The organism is Nostoc sp., assembly GCF_036917975.1.
GTDB lineage: Bacteria > Cyanobacteriota > Cyanobacteriia > Cyanobacteriales > Nostocaceae > Nostoc.
This window is the reverse complement of the sequence record NZ_JBALEJ010000004.1, coordinates 15,716-29,178: the sequence shown is the minus strand read 5'-3', so window position 1 is coordinate 29,178 and position 13,463 is coordinate 15,716. Positions and strand designations below refer to the sequence as shown.

Genomic DNA, 13,463 nt, shown 5'->3' with positions numbered 1-13,463 from the left:
CTTGTCAAGGTGGTATAATAGAAATCTGTCAATAGTTGGATGCCCAGCAAACCAGGAAATTAAGTGAAGAGTAACCTTAAGAGTGTTGAGCGGGAGTTATCGCCCGAAAAAACTGAAGCAATTCTGCGTGGAGCGATGCAGGAGTTTATCGAGCATGGCTATGCAGGAGCCAGGATCGATAAAATTGTGGCAGCCGCAGGGGTTTCTAAAGCCACAGTTTACCGACGCTTTGCCGATAAGGAGACATTGTTTACCGCCCTAATCCAACGAATGGCAGAGAGAGTAAACTTTTTTGAGCAACAAGACTTTCCCTCATGCCAAGAAGAACCCCTTGTATTCTTGAAAGGTTATGCTACTAAAATGCTTAACTGTGCTGCCCAAAACCCGCAAGATATAGCACTTTTTAGAATCGTCATTGGTGAATCAGGTCGCTTTCCAGAACTAGGACGCGCTTTTCTCCAAAATGTTGAGAAACCAAATCTTGATTTTCTCACCCAATACTTTGCTACTCATCCTAAACTTCAGCTTGCTGACCCAGAAGTTGCAGCCCGAATGTTTATCGGAACGCTACTCCATATTGTGACTACGCGAGATCTGCTGCATGGTGGAGATATTATGCCAATAGAGAGCGATCGCCTCATCGATGGCTTGGTCGATTTGATTATTCATCCAAGCAAGAGCGTGAGATTATGACTCCGGCAAAAAATCAGAGTCGAGGACTTGCTCTAGTGTAAAGGGAGATTGTTCAGGGAAAGTGGCGATTGCTAATCCAGTTTCAATCACAGCCAGTCGTCTAGCCGTTTGATAGCTTTCATCAAAAACTTGATCAAAGTAAGGCTTCAAACTCGGACTTTCCTTGAGTGCCTTTTGGACTCGCCTGCGGTGTTCTAAAATTGTGTACTGCCAACTTTTTGAGCGTCTTTCAGTTTGAATTTGGTATTTGAGCAGATGCATCAGCAACACTTCCAGATTGCTCTCCAATGCCCGCTTTTCACTTCTGCCCATCGTTTCAATTTCTTCAATCAGGTTGTCTAAGTCCAGTTGTGTGAAATTCTTTTGCTTGAGCAGTTCTGCCGTGGTTTGAATCCACAGGTAAAAGTCTTGCTCATACAAATCTGAACTAGATGTTGTTTGAGATTGGGGCAGTTGGGCAGTCACGTCGCTTCGCTCCGAATTCAAAATTAAAAAGTGATCATGACTCAGGTAAAAAATCAGGGTCGAGGGCTTGCTCTGGCGTAAAAGGAGATTGTTCGGGGAAGGTAGCCACACCCAATTCAGTTTCATCAGCAGCCAAGAGTCTAGCATCGTCATAACACAGCCCAAAAACCTCAGAGAAATAGGGTTTGAGGCTAGGGCTTTCTTCTAAAGCTTGTCTGATGCGTTTGCGATGCTCCCGAATTGTTGCTCGGCAACTACCAGACCGCTTCTCGGCTTGATATTTATACTTCAATAGATGCATCAGCACCACTTCCAAATTGCTTCTCAGCGCTTTCTTTTCACTCCTGCCCACTGTTTCAATTTCATCAATCAAATTCTCTAAATCCAGTTCTGTGAGCCGACCTTGCTTGAGCAGTTCTGCTGTGGTTTGAATCCACAGGTAAAAGTCTTGCTCATACAAAGAAGAACCAGAGATAGTTTGAGATTGGGGCAGTTGGGCAGTCATAAGCATCTTTCGTTAACGCCGACTACACTTTATGGTAGACCATTCTCAATCACTGTTTGGTCATTTGATAGACTATTGCGTTAAAATAAGCGATCGCTATCCTTGTTAAATAATGCCCGGAAATTCCCGGAGGTGTGATTGACCAAGTTTATTTTGAAAATTTTGTGGTTAGACGAAAACGTTGCTCTAGCAGTCGATCAAGTTGTAGGTAAAGGCACCAGTCCCTTGACTAAGTACTTTTTCTGGCCTAGAAATGATGCCTGGGAAGAGTTAAAGAAGGAATTAGAGTCCAAACATTGGATTACTGACCTGGATCGTGTCGAGTTGCTTAACAAAGCAACAGAAGTGATTAACTACTGGCAAGAGGAAGGCAGAAACCGTCCAATGGCAGAAGCTCAGTTGAAATTTCCTGAAGTTGCCTTTACAGGTAGCGCTTGATATTACAAATTAGCTATTGTCATGTTCTACAAGCTGCCACAGTTTGATAGTCTTGTCTCGGCTGCCGCTTGCAATTAATTGTGTAACTTTGCTCACAGCAACAGCAGATACTGAGTCTATATGACCAGAGAGAGTAACAATCTCTTCTGCTGTGCTTACTCTCCAAAGTTTAACTGTTTTGTCGCAACTTGCACTTAGGAGCGTTTCACTATCAGCAGTAAAAGCCACAGCCACCACAGACCAAGAATGGCCTACAAGTGTGCTAATTAGCTGACCAGTGTTTACCTCCCACAATTTAATGGTGTTATCATCACTACCCGTCGCCAAAATTTTTCCATTGGGACTAAAAGCGACTGTCAAAACCGCCCATGCATGACCCGAAAGGGTGCTTAACAAGCTATAGCATGGGCGGTTTTGAAGTTCTTTCTGGGAACTTTCTAATGCAGGTATTTGCCACAAGCGAATTGTTCTGTCATAACTAGCGCTAGCTAAAAGTTTTCCATCGGGACTAAATGCTACTGAATTTACCTGTAATTGGTGTCCAGCTATGGTGCAAATTTCTCTGCCAGTATTGACATCCCAGAGTTTGATTGTCTTATCCCAGCTACCACTAGCGAGAATTTGCCCATCTGGACTAAAAGCAACTGATTTTACCGCGTGGGAGTGTCCCAATAAGGTGCAGATTTCCTTTAATGTCTCAACCTGCCACAATTTAATAGTTTTATCGTCGCTAGCTGTTGCCAGAATTTGACCATCTGGACTGAAGGCAACTGATTTTACAGCCTGGGAATGTCCCAAGAAGCTAGCTAGGACTTTTTTGGTATTTAAATCCCACAATTTGACGATTTTATCATCACTACCACTGACTAAAGTGTGACCATCAGGGCTGATGGCAAGGGTGTTCACACTACTCAATGTCCCAGAATGTCCAGTTAGGGTGTGTAAGCATCGCCAAGGAGAATTTGGGATTTTGAGATTTTGAGTTTTACATTCCATACCCATTGCTTGCATAACTTCATTAGCTGATTGAAAGCGACGGTCAACAGCATTTTGCAGCAGCTTGTCGAGAATTTGCGTCAAGCGTAGACTCTTTGAGTCTTGTCGCCAGACATCCGTAACCTTAGTAGTAAGATATTGTTGCCAGACCCAGCAATCATTTGCAATATCAAATAAATCAAAGGGAGGAATCTGAGTCAGTAAGTAAATACAAGTAACACCCAAGCTATATAAGTCACTCGCAAAAACCGCTTTTCCTCTTGTTTGTTCTGGTGCAGCGTATTCTGGACTGCCGATACTGGTTTCAGATGTTAGCCGATCGATTTCTGTGACGATTTTCGCAGTGCTAAAATCTACTATGACAAAATCCCCCTTCTTGGTAATTGGGGATCTACGGATGATATTGTGGGGTTTGATATCGCGGTGGATAATGTGGCGATCGCTCATTAACTGCAAAACTGGCAACAAATCTTCTAACAGTTGCCAAATCTGAGTTTCATTAAAAGCGCCCTCTTCTTCAACCACCTGAGCTAAATTAGTGCCTACAATAAACTCCTGCACTACATAAAAATGCCCGTTCTGCTGAAAATAAGCGAAAAAAGCCGGAATTTGCGGGTGCTTTCCTAATTCTTCTAGCTGTTGCGCCTTTTGTTCAAAAGTAATAGAACTTCCGTATTCCAGCGATAATTGTTGAACTACACAAGGAACTGGCGGAAATTGACCCTCATCTATAGCAAGGAAGGTTTTGCAGAATCCTCCTTTACCAATCTGTTTCATTAAACGATAACGCTCTTGTAACAGCAAAATATCCTGCCTAATTGAAATTTTTATATTTTCGTTTTTAGGAATTACGCAAAACTACAGGCACTCTGGGGCTATTCATGAATTGCCCCTACGTGAATAAAGCGCAGCCTCACAAAGAAATGGTATTAGTTTTAAAAATTGAATCTAATTCCTACAATCATTACTGTAATTCTAATTTAGCAAAAATATTTTTATGCTTCAAACTGCTTACTTTGATTAGAGAACTCGGTACTTTTGGTGTAGTTGGAGTCCATTCAAAAACACCATCACTAGCTGTTTTAGGGGCAATTACTTGAGTTAGTTTTGAACCTGCGTACAATTCAATTTTTACCCCACCGACTAAATTATCTCTCCACAAAATGAGGTAAGGAAAATTTGGTTTTATTGCAATAGTATTTACAGGTTGACTAATAAAAATTTTTGCCTGTTCTTTCGACTCACCTTTTTTACGAAATCCCAGGTAATGCGGTAGATTTCTAACGTAAGGGTTATCTTTCATATTCACAGGTTGTGGCAGAATTAAATTACCAGTACGGGGATTGGTAATCAATGTAGAACTACCGCCATCCACTGTCATAATATCTCCTTTCACGCCCAACTTTCTGAGCAATTCGGCTGCTTCATCTAACGTAGCCTGATTGACAGTTACGATTAAAATTAATTCATCGCCGCGAGCGTTATCTTTGCTTAATGTACCGATAACATGGTATTTGTTTGCCGGATTTTTACCCAGGACTTTAGCAGGATGGTCATTGTAGCTATAACTAACAATTGCATTCTGCACGCTTTGCTTATTCAGTGGATAACCCAATTCTGGCTGATAATCAGTAATATAAGCACTTTTGTTATTCCAAACCAGCACTTTCAGTTTGATATTTTTGTAGTAATCAGTTGCTGCCTTGCTAAAAGGCCCGTATGGGCTACTTCCTGCTGTAATGACTTGACCATTAAGCTTTATAGGAAATGCTAGTTGCGTACTTGATTTATATTCTTCAAAGAAAGCACAATTCATCAAAGAAAATATTTGCTTGCCGTAAAGCAACTTATACTCATTCCATACATCTAAAAATGGTTTATTTTCAAAATAAGGACTGTAATAATTATTGCTATTTTTATAATATTTACCTTCGTTAATTCCGATGTTATCTACCTCACCAATAAATTGATCTATTTGGATTTTTCGCAAGTCAAAAACTTGCAGGTAGGCTTGATTGCCATCAGCAAGAGGAGTTTTGTATAATCCGGCGCCGTTAATCACATCGAGCGGATAGTATGTATTTGATGGCGTGAATGCGTAAACCTGATGAATAATTATGTTAATGCTTACGAATAAGAATAGGCATATCAATAAAACTTTCTTTATCATGCTTTCTATTAAAGATTAAAAATTTTGTGTAGTCATCTCATATTTACAGCAGTTTTCATGTATTTGAACCACAGATGTCTGTCGTAGGGGCACAGCATGCTGTGCCCCTACCGCGTGGTCTATGCTTATTTTCCAGATAGAGACGCGAGAAGTATCGCATCTCTACCTTTTATAAATTATTGATGTTGCTTATCCACCGGAAAATTCACAACTATCGGTGGCAGACCGTTTTCTGCGGTTGGTTGTGCTTTGGTAACTACTGGTTGTGGCTGCAAAGGCGTTGGTGTCAATTCACCCTTACCAGCTTGATTCCATAAAATCAGGGATAGTAGCCCATCTACTAAGCCGTTATTACTGCCGTTACCGCTAACTAAGACATCTGGAATCAAACGGACATTGCGATCGCCTATAATCTGCATTAGCTGCATTGCTGTATAACCATGTGAACCCAAGGCTTCCACACCAGCCTGGTAAGTTTCAGCTTTGGCGTTACCTGTGGCGCGAATACCTTCAGCCTCAGCAATTGCGCGGAGTTTTGTTCCCTCAGCTTCACCATTCGCCTGTTTAATTTGGGCTTGGGCTTTCAAGTCGGCAATCTGCACACTTTGCTCTGATTGCACCATTTCTTCTTGGATATCAGCTAGTGCTGTCTCCCGGACAAGTTGCTGACGTTGGGTTTGCGCCATCTGCTGAACTTCGTAAGTTTTGCGTTTTTCTTCAGCAATTTTCCGGTCTGTCAGTGTGTGCATTAATTCATCGGGTGGCGTAATCAAACCAATCAATGAATCCACCGCTTGCACGTCATAAGCACGCAAGGCAGATTTAACGTATTCGGAAGCTTCAACTTGACGCTCGCTTCGCGCAGTCAAGAAATCCAAGATAGTGTACTCTTGAGCCGAGTTGCGGAAATAATTCCCCACAATTGGACGCAAAACCTGATCGATGACATTTTGCATCGAACCTAAGCGTGAAATCACTTTCGGCGCATCAGAAGCACCAATATGGATAATTTGGAATATCTCTAAATCAAAGCTGAAACCATCAAATGATAGCAGTTTCAGCGCCTGCAAGTTGGTATCATAACCGTGTTTACCAGTAATCCTTTCAGTGAAGTTTAAGACAATATTTGTTGTTGGTACTAGCTCAATTTTCATCACCTTAGTATTGAGCGGGTGTTTTCCAGGATACAACGGCTCAACCCAAACGCCCTTATGTCCTTGGTTTACCAAATTCCCGTGGGTGAAAGCTGCTCCGCTCACATCTTCGTGTTCTTTCCCTACGAAAGAAATCACCACACCCACATAACCAATGGGGATTTCGGTCATCGGGACTTGTTCAATATTTACCAACCAAGGGTTCAAGTTCCACGAACCCGATAATAATACCTGTTCTTGTAAACCTCGTTGTCCCCCAGCGTCGATAAATTTTTGACCATTTTGGAAATTATCATGCCCGGTAACGATGTGTCCAGCGATTTCACCTGCTGCGATCGATGAACCATCTAAAGTAGTAACAATACCAACCTTCTCTGCTGCTATTTCATAAATGTGCAACTGTTGTGGAGTCATGCCATGAGTAGTAGCATTTGCTGCTGTAATCACTTTAAACAGCGCAGTGTTGATGCGGTAAGTACCTGCGGTCAGAAAACTCATTTGCCGACCTTTTTCGCCACCTTGGGTGAGGAATTTCCGAGCATCTTGGAAGTTGTCACAATCGACGATTTTACCCAAAATCCGCTCTGGTGGGTTGGATGCTCCATCTGCTGCAACAATCAAGGCGATTTCCCCTTGGGGAATGACAATTACCGATTCTTTCTTGACAGAATATTGCCAAGGCCAATAGCCCCAATGCCAACCAGGAGCTAAAGTATCTGCCTGCAAGCCAGCTTCGCCGTTGAGGGCAATCAAACTGCCGGCGGGTAATCCGCGCCCGGAAAGGGTAAATTTCCTCACCACAATGCCGACTTCGCGTTCGCCAATCACCACCAGTCCGCCAAAGAATAGGGGGACGAATATGACTAAACCACCGATAAGTACGATGGGAACCAGTACAAAACCATCAATTCCAGCAGTTTGATATTGAATCTTGCTAGTTTTTAACTGGACAATATTTGGTGTGGTCTGATTTAGCTGTACTGATGCCGAATTGATTTCTTTAGGAGTATTTATTTTTACAGAAGTAGCATTGGCAGAATGCAGACTACCAGCGATCGCTAAGGTTGCGACGATAGATGTGGCAACCTTAGCTAGCTTATTTTGTTTACGTGTACCAAGGGAGAATGAAAAGCTTTTCATAAATTGTGCCCATTAGAGCAACTAATTAGTTAAGTTAACACTTCACCAGGGCAAGCCTTGATTTCTTAAACTTGGTGTAATTTTTTTTAAAATTAATAAATATCTTGTAGGTTGGACATTGCCCAACCTACAAACTTGAAATAGAAATTGAATTTATACTGAACCGCCAGCAGCTTGAAACCGAGCGCGGGCGCGTTTGAAAGCTTGGTTCGCTTGGATTTGGGCTTGGCGATCGTCTGCGGAAACTTGACTCAGACGTGCTTCTGCTTGGTTGTAAGCGGTACGGGCTTCATCAAGGTTAATTTTGTCGCCACGTTCAGCACCGTTAACCAGAATTGTCACTTCATTTTCTTCGACTTCGGCAAAGCCACCCAAAAGAGCGATCGCTTCCCAATTCTGATTTTTCGCGCCACGAACTCGCATGACACCAGTATCTAGAGCAGTCAAAAGTGGGGCGTGTCCAGTTAAGATACCTAGTTGACCAGTAGTACTAGGCAAAACCACTTCTTCAGCTGGAGCATCCCAGACTGTTTTATCTGGGGAAATTACACGAACGGTTAATGTCATTTGTCTTTTGTCTTTTGTCCTTTGTCCTTCGTCCTTTGTCATTTGCCACTAGCCATTAGCCATTGAACTAATGACCAATGACCAATGACTAATGACTAACCTTTGATTTTTTCAGCTTTGGCGATCGCTTCGTTAATATCGCCAACCAAGTAGAAAGCCTGTTCTGGCAGAGCATCCAATTCACCAGACAGAATCTTTTGGAATCCTTTGATGGTGTCTTCCAACTTCACGTACTTACCAGGAGAACCGGTGAATACTTCTGCCACAAAGAACGGCTGAGACAAGAAACGCTCAACTTTCCGGGCCCGCGCGACGATGAGACGGTCTTCTTCAGACAATTCATCTAGACCAAGAATGGCGATAATGTCTTGGAGTTCTTTATAACGTTGCAGAGTTGATTGCACCGCCCGTGCAGTATTGTAGTGTTCGTCACCGACAATATTGGGCTGGAGCATGGTAGAAGTCGAACCCAGGGGGTCAACTGCGGGATAAATTCCCTTAGCTGCCAAACCGCGAGACAGCACTGTTGTACCGTCTAAGTGGGCGAAGGTGGTAGCAGGTGCGGGGTCAGTGAGGTCATCCGCAGGTACGTACACTGCTTGAATGGAGGTAATTGAACCCTCGGTAGTTGAGGTAATCCGCTCTTGCAGTTCCCCTACGTCGGTTCCCAATGTGGGCTGATATCCTACTGCTGAGGGCATCCGACCTAGTAGCGCCGATACTTCTGAACCTGCTTGCACAAACCGGAAGATGTTGTCAATAAACAACAGCACATCCTGCTTGTTTACATCGCGGAAGTACTCTGCTACTGTCAATCCCGAAAGACCAACCCGCATTCTGGCTCCGGGTGGCTCGTTCATTTGACCGTAAACTAGAGCAATTTTTGATTCGTTGAGGTTCTCGTTATTGATCACCCCAGATTCAATCATTTCGTTGTAGAGGTCATTACCTTCACGGGTGCGTTCACCCACGCCAGCAAAAACTGATACTCCACCGTGCTGAGTAGCGATGTTGTTGATCAACTCCATCATGATCACAGTTTTACCAACACCAGCACCGCCGAATAGACCAATCTTACCGCCGCGTCGATAGGGAGTCAGAAGGTCAACAACTTTAATCCCAGTCTCAAACACCGAAGGTTTAGTTTCCAGGTCGGTGAATTTGGGAGCAGAGCGGTGGATGGGTAGAGTTGCCTCAGCATTTACTGGGCCTCTGTTGTCTACAGGTTCGCCAAGGACGTTGAAAATCCGGCCCAAAGTGGCTTTACCAACTGGTACGCTGATGGGAGCGCCTGTATCGGTGACTTCAAAACCGCGGACTAAGCCTTCGGTAGAACTCATCGCCACAGTCCGCACCTGGTTGTCGCCCAGAAGTTGCTGTACTTCAATGGTGATGTTGATTTCCTGTCCAGCTTCGTTGGTGCCTTTGATTTTCAAGGCGTTGTAGATTTGTGGCAATTTCCCGCCGGGAAATTTAACGTCTACAACTGGGCCAATGATTTGGGTAATGTAACCAATGTTTGTTTTTTCTGCGGTTGTTACCATGCTGCGCCTAATGAGTGAAGCTAGATTTCAGATTAAGGTCGGAGAAGACATAAAATTAAACAATGTCACCTTTCAGATTAGCACTGAACGCCCCTACTCTACGCCATAAATTGATCCTTAAGACTAGGGCTTGGGGATCAAGATCAGGCTAACCTAAAATCAGTAGTTGGAGTATTTTTTTATTTGGAAGTCCCTTAGCTGAGGATTGCTGTTGTTATTTGCTCTCTGATAACGCTTTTCAAGTAATTTAACTACACTACTTCTCACCCCCGTCTGAGTTGTAGTTTAAATACCTGAGAATTGCTGTATAAACTTAGATACGAAAAAGCGCTTTTAGCCCAGCCGTGATGCCTGCGGTTTTTGCTAGTCTACGCTTCATCCTCACACTTTCACCGAGCAATAGCTTATGAATTTCTCGTCAGCACGACAATATTTTTACCAGGAGATTCAGCAGTCTGACGAGCATATTGACTTAGCAAAGGCAGCTTTGTATATTGCACAAGAAGAATATCCCAATCTAGACCCAGAAGAATATCTCAACGCCCTTGATACAATGGCCTGGGAGCTTCAAGAACGCCTGCCTGACTCACGATATCCTTTGCGGATAGTTCAAAGTATTAATCAGTATCTCTACGAAGATTTAAAATTTTCTGGTAATAAAATTGACTATTACGACCCGCGCAACAGCTTTTTCAATGATGTAATTGATCGCAGATTAGGGATTCCCATTACCTTAGCGCTGGTTTACCTGGAGGTTGCGCGACGGATTGATTTTCCGATGGTGGGTGTGGGGATGCCAGGACATTTCTTGATTCGCCCAGATATTCCCGATATAGAAATTTTTGTGGATGCCTTCAATGGCGGTGAAATAATATTTGCCCAAGATTGCGAAGAACGCCTGTCTCAACTTTATCAGCAACCTGTGACGCTACAACCAGAATTTTTAGCCGTAGTCAGTAATCGGCAATTTTTGGCACGGATGCTGACAAATTTAAAATTTATTTACCTTAAACAGCAAGAATTAGAAAAAACGCTGGCAGCAGTTGAACGAATTTTGTTGCTATTTCCTGGTTTAACTTTAGAATTGCGCGATCGCGGTTTGATTTACTATCAACTTGGTTATTATCCCCAAGCCATAGAGGACTTACAAAATTATTTAACAAAAATTCCCGATGCCGAGGATGCATCTGTGATTCGGCGGCTACTTAGCGAATTGGGTAAAGGTGGGTAGGGATTGGGGATTGGGGGATGAGGGAGCAAGGGAGAAGAGTTTTCCCCTCCGCCCCCCGCACCCCGCCCCTCTGCCTCTTTTCAATGCCCAATTATGAATTTTCTGCAACTCGTTTGAGGCGGCGCAGCTGGGCTTGCATATCTTGTTTTGTCCAAGATGCAGCAAAGGTGTTGAAGCCCCAACTAACTAAGGGGTTAGGGATATCGTACTCAAAGCGGTTGAGTAGCAGCGTTCCCTTTTCTGTGGGTTGACATTCCCAGCGATCGCGCCCTTGAAAAAATCCCTGGAATTCCCAGACTACCAAACCCGGTTGTCGTTCTACAACTACGCTATTCAATGTAGGTTTTAGTAGAGGAATTTGAATGATAAAACGACTTTTACTGCCGACATCAGTACTCCAAGCTTCGCCCACAGGTTCACAATGGAGAACGGGGTTAAGCCAACGGTGCATGAGAGTTAAATCGCTAATACAGCGCTCCACCACCGTAGCTGTAGCATTAATTTGAATCGATTGTTCCAAAACTTGGGACATTCCACATCTTTGGTGCTGTTGCTGCAATTAGAGTAACGCAAAATTTTGGAGAGTGGGGAATGGGGAATGAGGGAGAAATCAATTCAAAATTCAAAATTCAAAATTAAAGAACTTTTGCCTCCTCTTTCCCAATACCCCATACCCAATTTAAGTAAATTAAATCAATAAATATATGTATTTACTGGTAAATTGATAGGCAAAACACTGACTCAGTGTTTGCGGCGAATACTTAAGCATAATTCCCGAAAACCATGAACACAACTTGGCAAGGAATAACCCAGGTGATAGGAGTTGGGTTGTCTATGAGGGTCGAGCAATTTTTGGCACAATCGCCCAGTCTGCAACCGATACAACCAGCAGTGAATCAAGGAATCGCTAATGTCCAAGGTATTGTGCAACAGTTGATTCTGTTTACGCCTCGTCTACTAGGGGCGGTGGCAATTTTGTTTGTAGGTTTGCTAATTGCCTTCAGCGTAGCGGCACTGACACAAGGAATTCTCAAGCGCACAAACATAGATAATCGCATTGCCTCTGGCGTAACGGGTCGTCAAGATGTTCCCCAAGTGGAGAAATTAATCTCCGGCTTAGTCTTTTGGAGCATTATCTTGTTGACGGCGGTAGCTGTTTTACAGGCATTAGATTTAGAGGTAGCCTCTCGACCCCTGAATAGTTTTCTCGATCAACTTATTGGCTTTTTGCCAAAGTTGGTTGGTGCAGGAATCCTTTTGACAACTGCCTGGTTCTTAGCGACCATTGTGAAGATTATCACTGTGCGCTCATTACAGGCATTTAATCTGGATGAGCGTTTGAATCCAGAACCAGAAGATAGCACACCCAGCCTCAATCAGCTATCTCTGAGTGAGACGATTGGCAATGCTCTGTATTGGTTTATATTTTTACTGTTTCTCGCTCCAGTTTTAGATACTCTCGGACTCAGACAGGCTTTACAACCAGTACAAGCTCTAATTACACAAATTCTGCTAATTCTGCCGAACATTTTAGCGGCGATCTTAATTGCTGTAGTTGGCTGGTTCATCGCTAATGTAGTACGGCGGATTGTGACAAACTTACTGGCGACAACTGGTCTTGACCATTTAGGTAGTCGCTTGGGATTATCTGCAAGTGCGGGGGTGCAACCTCTATCGAATATTATCGGCACAATTGTCTATGTTTTGATTTTGATTCCTGTGGCGATCGCAGCGCTTAATGCTTTGCGAATTGATGCAATATCAATACCTGCGATCGCTATGCTGCAACAGGTTCTTAACGCCCTTCCTGCCATCTTTACAGCCGTAGCAATTTTGATTGTTGCCTATTTCGTGGGGCGGTTTGTCGCAGATTTGATTACAAGTATCCTCACCAATTTAGGCTTTAATAACATTTTCACTATTTTGGGTCTGACTACACCCAGCAGACGAATCGTCATTTCCACAGAATCAACAATCCCGCCGACTCCAACCCGCACTCCATCGGAAATTGTCGGCATTGTTGCCTTAGTGGGTATCATCCTATTTGCCACGGTGGCGGCGGTGAATATCTTGAATATTCCAGCCCTGACAGTATTAGTATCTGGGATTGTAATCATATTCGGGCGGATTTTGGCAGGATTGGTGATCTTTGCCATTGGCTTATTCTTGGCAAATCTGGCTTTTAACATCATTACCAGTTCCGGGGAACGCCAAGCCGAGATTTTGGGACAAGTGGCGCGGATTGCAATTATTGCCTTAGTCTCGGCAATGGCACTGCAACAGATTGGAGTTGCCAGTGATATTGTAAATTTAGCCTTTGGACTTTTACTAGGTGCGATCGCTGTTGCTATTGCCTTAGCTTTTGGTCTTGGGGGGCGCGATATTGCACGAGAGCAAGTTCAAGAATGGCTAAACTCTTTCAAAGGTAAAAACTAAAAGTTGATGAAGGCGCAATTTCATCAGACTTAGTGGTGAGTGCTGAGTGCTGAGTAAGAAGGAGAGTACTCAGTACTCTTCATGTTTCAAGTTCTAAAGCTCAATGATAATAACCCTCTTTTGT

Annotated in this window: 12 protein-coding genes; 4 read left to right on the top strand and 8 right to left on the bottom strand. The window is 43.4% G+C overall.

Going from position 1 to position 13,463, the window contains the following annotated elements; translation table 11 throughout:
- Positions 1-63 precede the first annotated feature (63 nt).
- On the top strand, positions 64-693 hold the full coding sequence (locus V7K76_RS00915) for a TetR/AcrR family transcriptional regulator (protein WP_334779487.1): 630 nt from the start codon (positions 64-66) through the stop codon (positions 691-693).
- Here the strand turns inward: V7K76_RS00915 and V7K76_RS00910 are convergent.
- Complete coding sequence (locus V7K76_RS00910; protein ID WP_334779488.1) at positions 688-1,158, bottom strand: DUF29 domain-containing protein; 471 nt, start codon at positions 1,156-1,158, stop codon at positions 688-690. The two genes, V7K76_RS00915 and V7K76_RS00910, sit on opposite strands and share 6 nt — an antisense overlap.
- 34 nt (positions 1,159-1,192) lie before the next feature.
- On the bottom strand, positions 1,193-1,663 hold the full coding sequence (locus tag V7K76_RS00905; protein ID WP_334779489.1) for a DUF29 domain-containing protein: 471 nt from the start codon (positions 1,661-1,663) through the stop codon (positions 1,193-1,195).
- Between the two features lie 138 nt (positions 1,664-1,801).
- On the opposite strand from V7K76_RS00905, the gene V7K76_RS00900 reads away from it, so the two are divergent.
- Positions 1,802-2,101 (top strand): 30S ribosomal protein PSRP-3, encoded by a 300-nt coding sequence (locus V7K76_RS00900; protein WP_094333099.1) that lies wholly within the window; start codon positions 1,802-1,804, stop codon positions 2,099-2,101.
- A 9-nt stretch (positions 2,102-2,110) separates the two neighbouring features.
- Here the strand turns inward: V7K76_RS00900 and V7K76_RS00895 are convergent, their stop codons facing one another.
- The 5 genes from V7K76_RS00895 to atpD all read right to left on the bottom strand — a co-directional run bounded on the left by V7K76_RS00895 (position 2,111) and on the right by atpD (position 9,672).
- Complete coding sequence (locus V7K76_RS00895; protein WP_334779530.1) at positions 2,111-3,874, bottom strand: serine/threonine-protein kinase; 1,764 nt, start codon at positions 3,872-3,874, stop codon at positions 2,111-2,113.
- Between the two features lie 187 nt (positions 3,875-4,061).
- A complete protein-coding gene (locus V7K76_RS00890; RefSeq protein WP_334779490.1) occupies positions 4,062-5,267 on the bottom strand; it encodes a hypothetical protein in 1,206 nt (401 codons plus the stop codon).
- A gap of 176 nt (positions 5,268-5,443) precedes the next feature.
- The gene (locus tag V7K76_RS00885) at positions 5,444-7,561 is read right to left on the bottom strand and encodes a flotillin family protein (RefSeq protein ID WP_334779491.1); all 2,118 of its coding nucleotides are present in this window, start codon (positions 7,559-7,561) and stop codon (positions 5,444-5,446) included.
- A gap of 153 nt (positions 7,562-7,714) precedes the next feature.
- Positions 7,715-8,128 carry an ATP synthase F1 subunit epsilon gene (gene atpC / locus V7K76_RS00880; RefSeq protein WP_094348863.1) on the bottom strand — a complete coding sequence of 138 codons (414 nt, stop codon included), beginning with the start codon at positions 8,126-8,128 and terminating at the stop codon, positions 7,715-7,717.
- Between the two features lie 95 nt (positions 8,129-8,223).
- Positions 8,224-9,672, bottom strand: a complete 1,449-nt coding sequence (gene atpD, locus V7K76_RS00875) for a F0F1 ATP synthase subunit beta (protein WP_334698122.1) — start codon at positions 9,670-9,672, stop codon at positions 8,224-8,226.
- A 406-nt stretch (positions 9,673-10,078) separates the two neighbouring features.
- On the opposite strand from atpD, the gene V7K76_RS00870 reads away from it, so the two are divergent.
- Complete coding sequence (locus V7K76_RS00870) at positions 10,079-10,903, top strand: SirB1 family protein (RefSeq protein ID WP_334779492.1); 825 nt, start codon at positions 10,079-10,081, stop codon at positions 10,901-10,903.
- A gap of 91 nt (positions 10,904-10,994) precedes the next feature.
- Here V7K76_RS00870 and V7K76_RS00865 read toward each other — a convergent pair whose 3' ends face one another.
- The gene (locus V7K76_RS00865) at positions 10,995-11,435 is read right to left on the bottom strand and encodes an SRPBCC family protein (protein WP_334779494.1); all 441 of its coding nucleotides are present in this window, start codon (positions 11,433-11,435) and stop codon (positions 10,995-10,997) included.
- Between the two features lie 251 nt (positions 11,436-11,686).
- Between V7K76_RS00865 and V7K76_RS00860 the strand changes: the two genes are divergently transcribed.
- Positions 11,687-13,339 (top strand): mechanosensitive ion channel, encoded by a 1,653-nt coding sequence (locus V7K76_RS00860; RefSeq protein WP_334779495.1) that lies wholly within the window; start codon positions 11,687-11,689, stop codon positions 13,337-13,339.
- Positions 13,340-13,463: the final 124 nt, after the last annotated feature.

Coding starts and splice junctions, on each gene's coding strand:
- V7K76_RS00905 (WP_334779489.1), bottom strand. CDS start 1,663: ATGACTGCCCAACTGCCCCAATCTCAAACTATCTCTGGTTCTTCTTTG.
- V7K76_RS00895 (WP_334779530.1), bottom strand. CDS start 3,874: ATGAAACAGATTGGTAAAGGAGGATTCTGCAAAACCTTCCTTGCTATA.
- V7K76_RS00890 (WP_334779490.1), bottom strand. CDS start 5,267: ATGATAAAGAAAGTTTTATTGATATGCCTATTCTTATTCGTAAGCATT.
- V7K76_RS00885 (WP_334779491.1), bottom strand. CDS start 7,561: ATGAAAAGCTTTTCATTCTCCCTTGGTACACGTAAACAAAATAAGCTA.
- atpC (WP_094348863.1), bottom strand. CDS start 8,128: ATGACATTAACCGTTCGTGTAATTTCCCCAGATAAAACAGTCTGGGAT.
- atpD (WP_334698122.1), bottom strand. CDS start 9,672: ATGGTAACAACCGCAGAAAAAACAAACATTGGTTACATTACCCAAATC.
- V7K76_RS00870 (WP_334779492.1), top strand. CDS start 10,079: ATGAATTTCTCGTCAGCACGACAATATTTTTACCAGGAGATTCAGCAG.
- V7K76_RS00865 (WP_334779494.1), bottom strand. CDS start 11,435: ATGTCCCAAGTTTTGGAACAATCGATTCAAATTAATGCTACAGCTACG.
- V7K76_RS00860 (WP_334779495.1), top strand. CDS start 11,687: ATGAACACAACTTGGCAAGGAATAACCCAGGTGATAGGAGTTGGGTTG.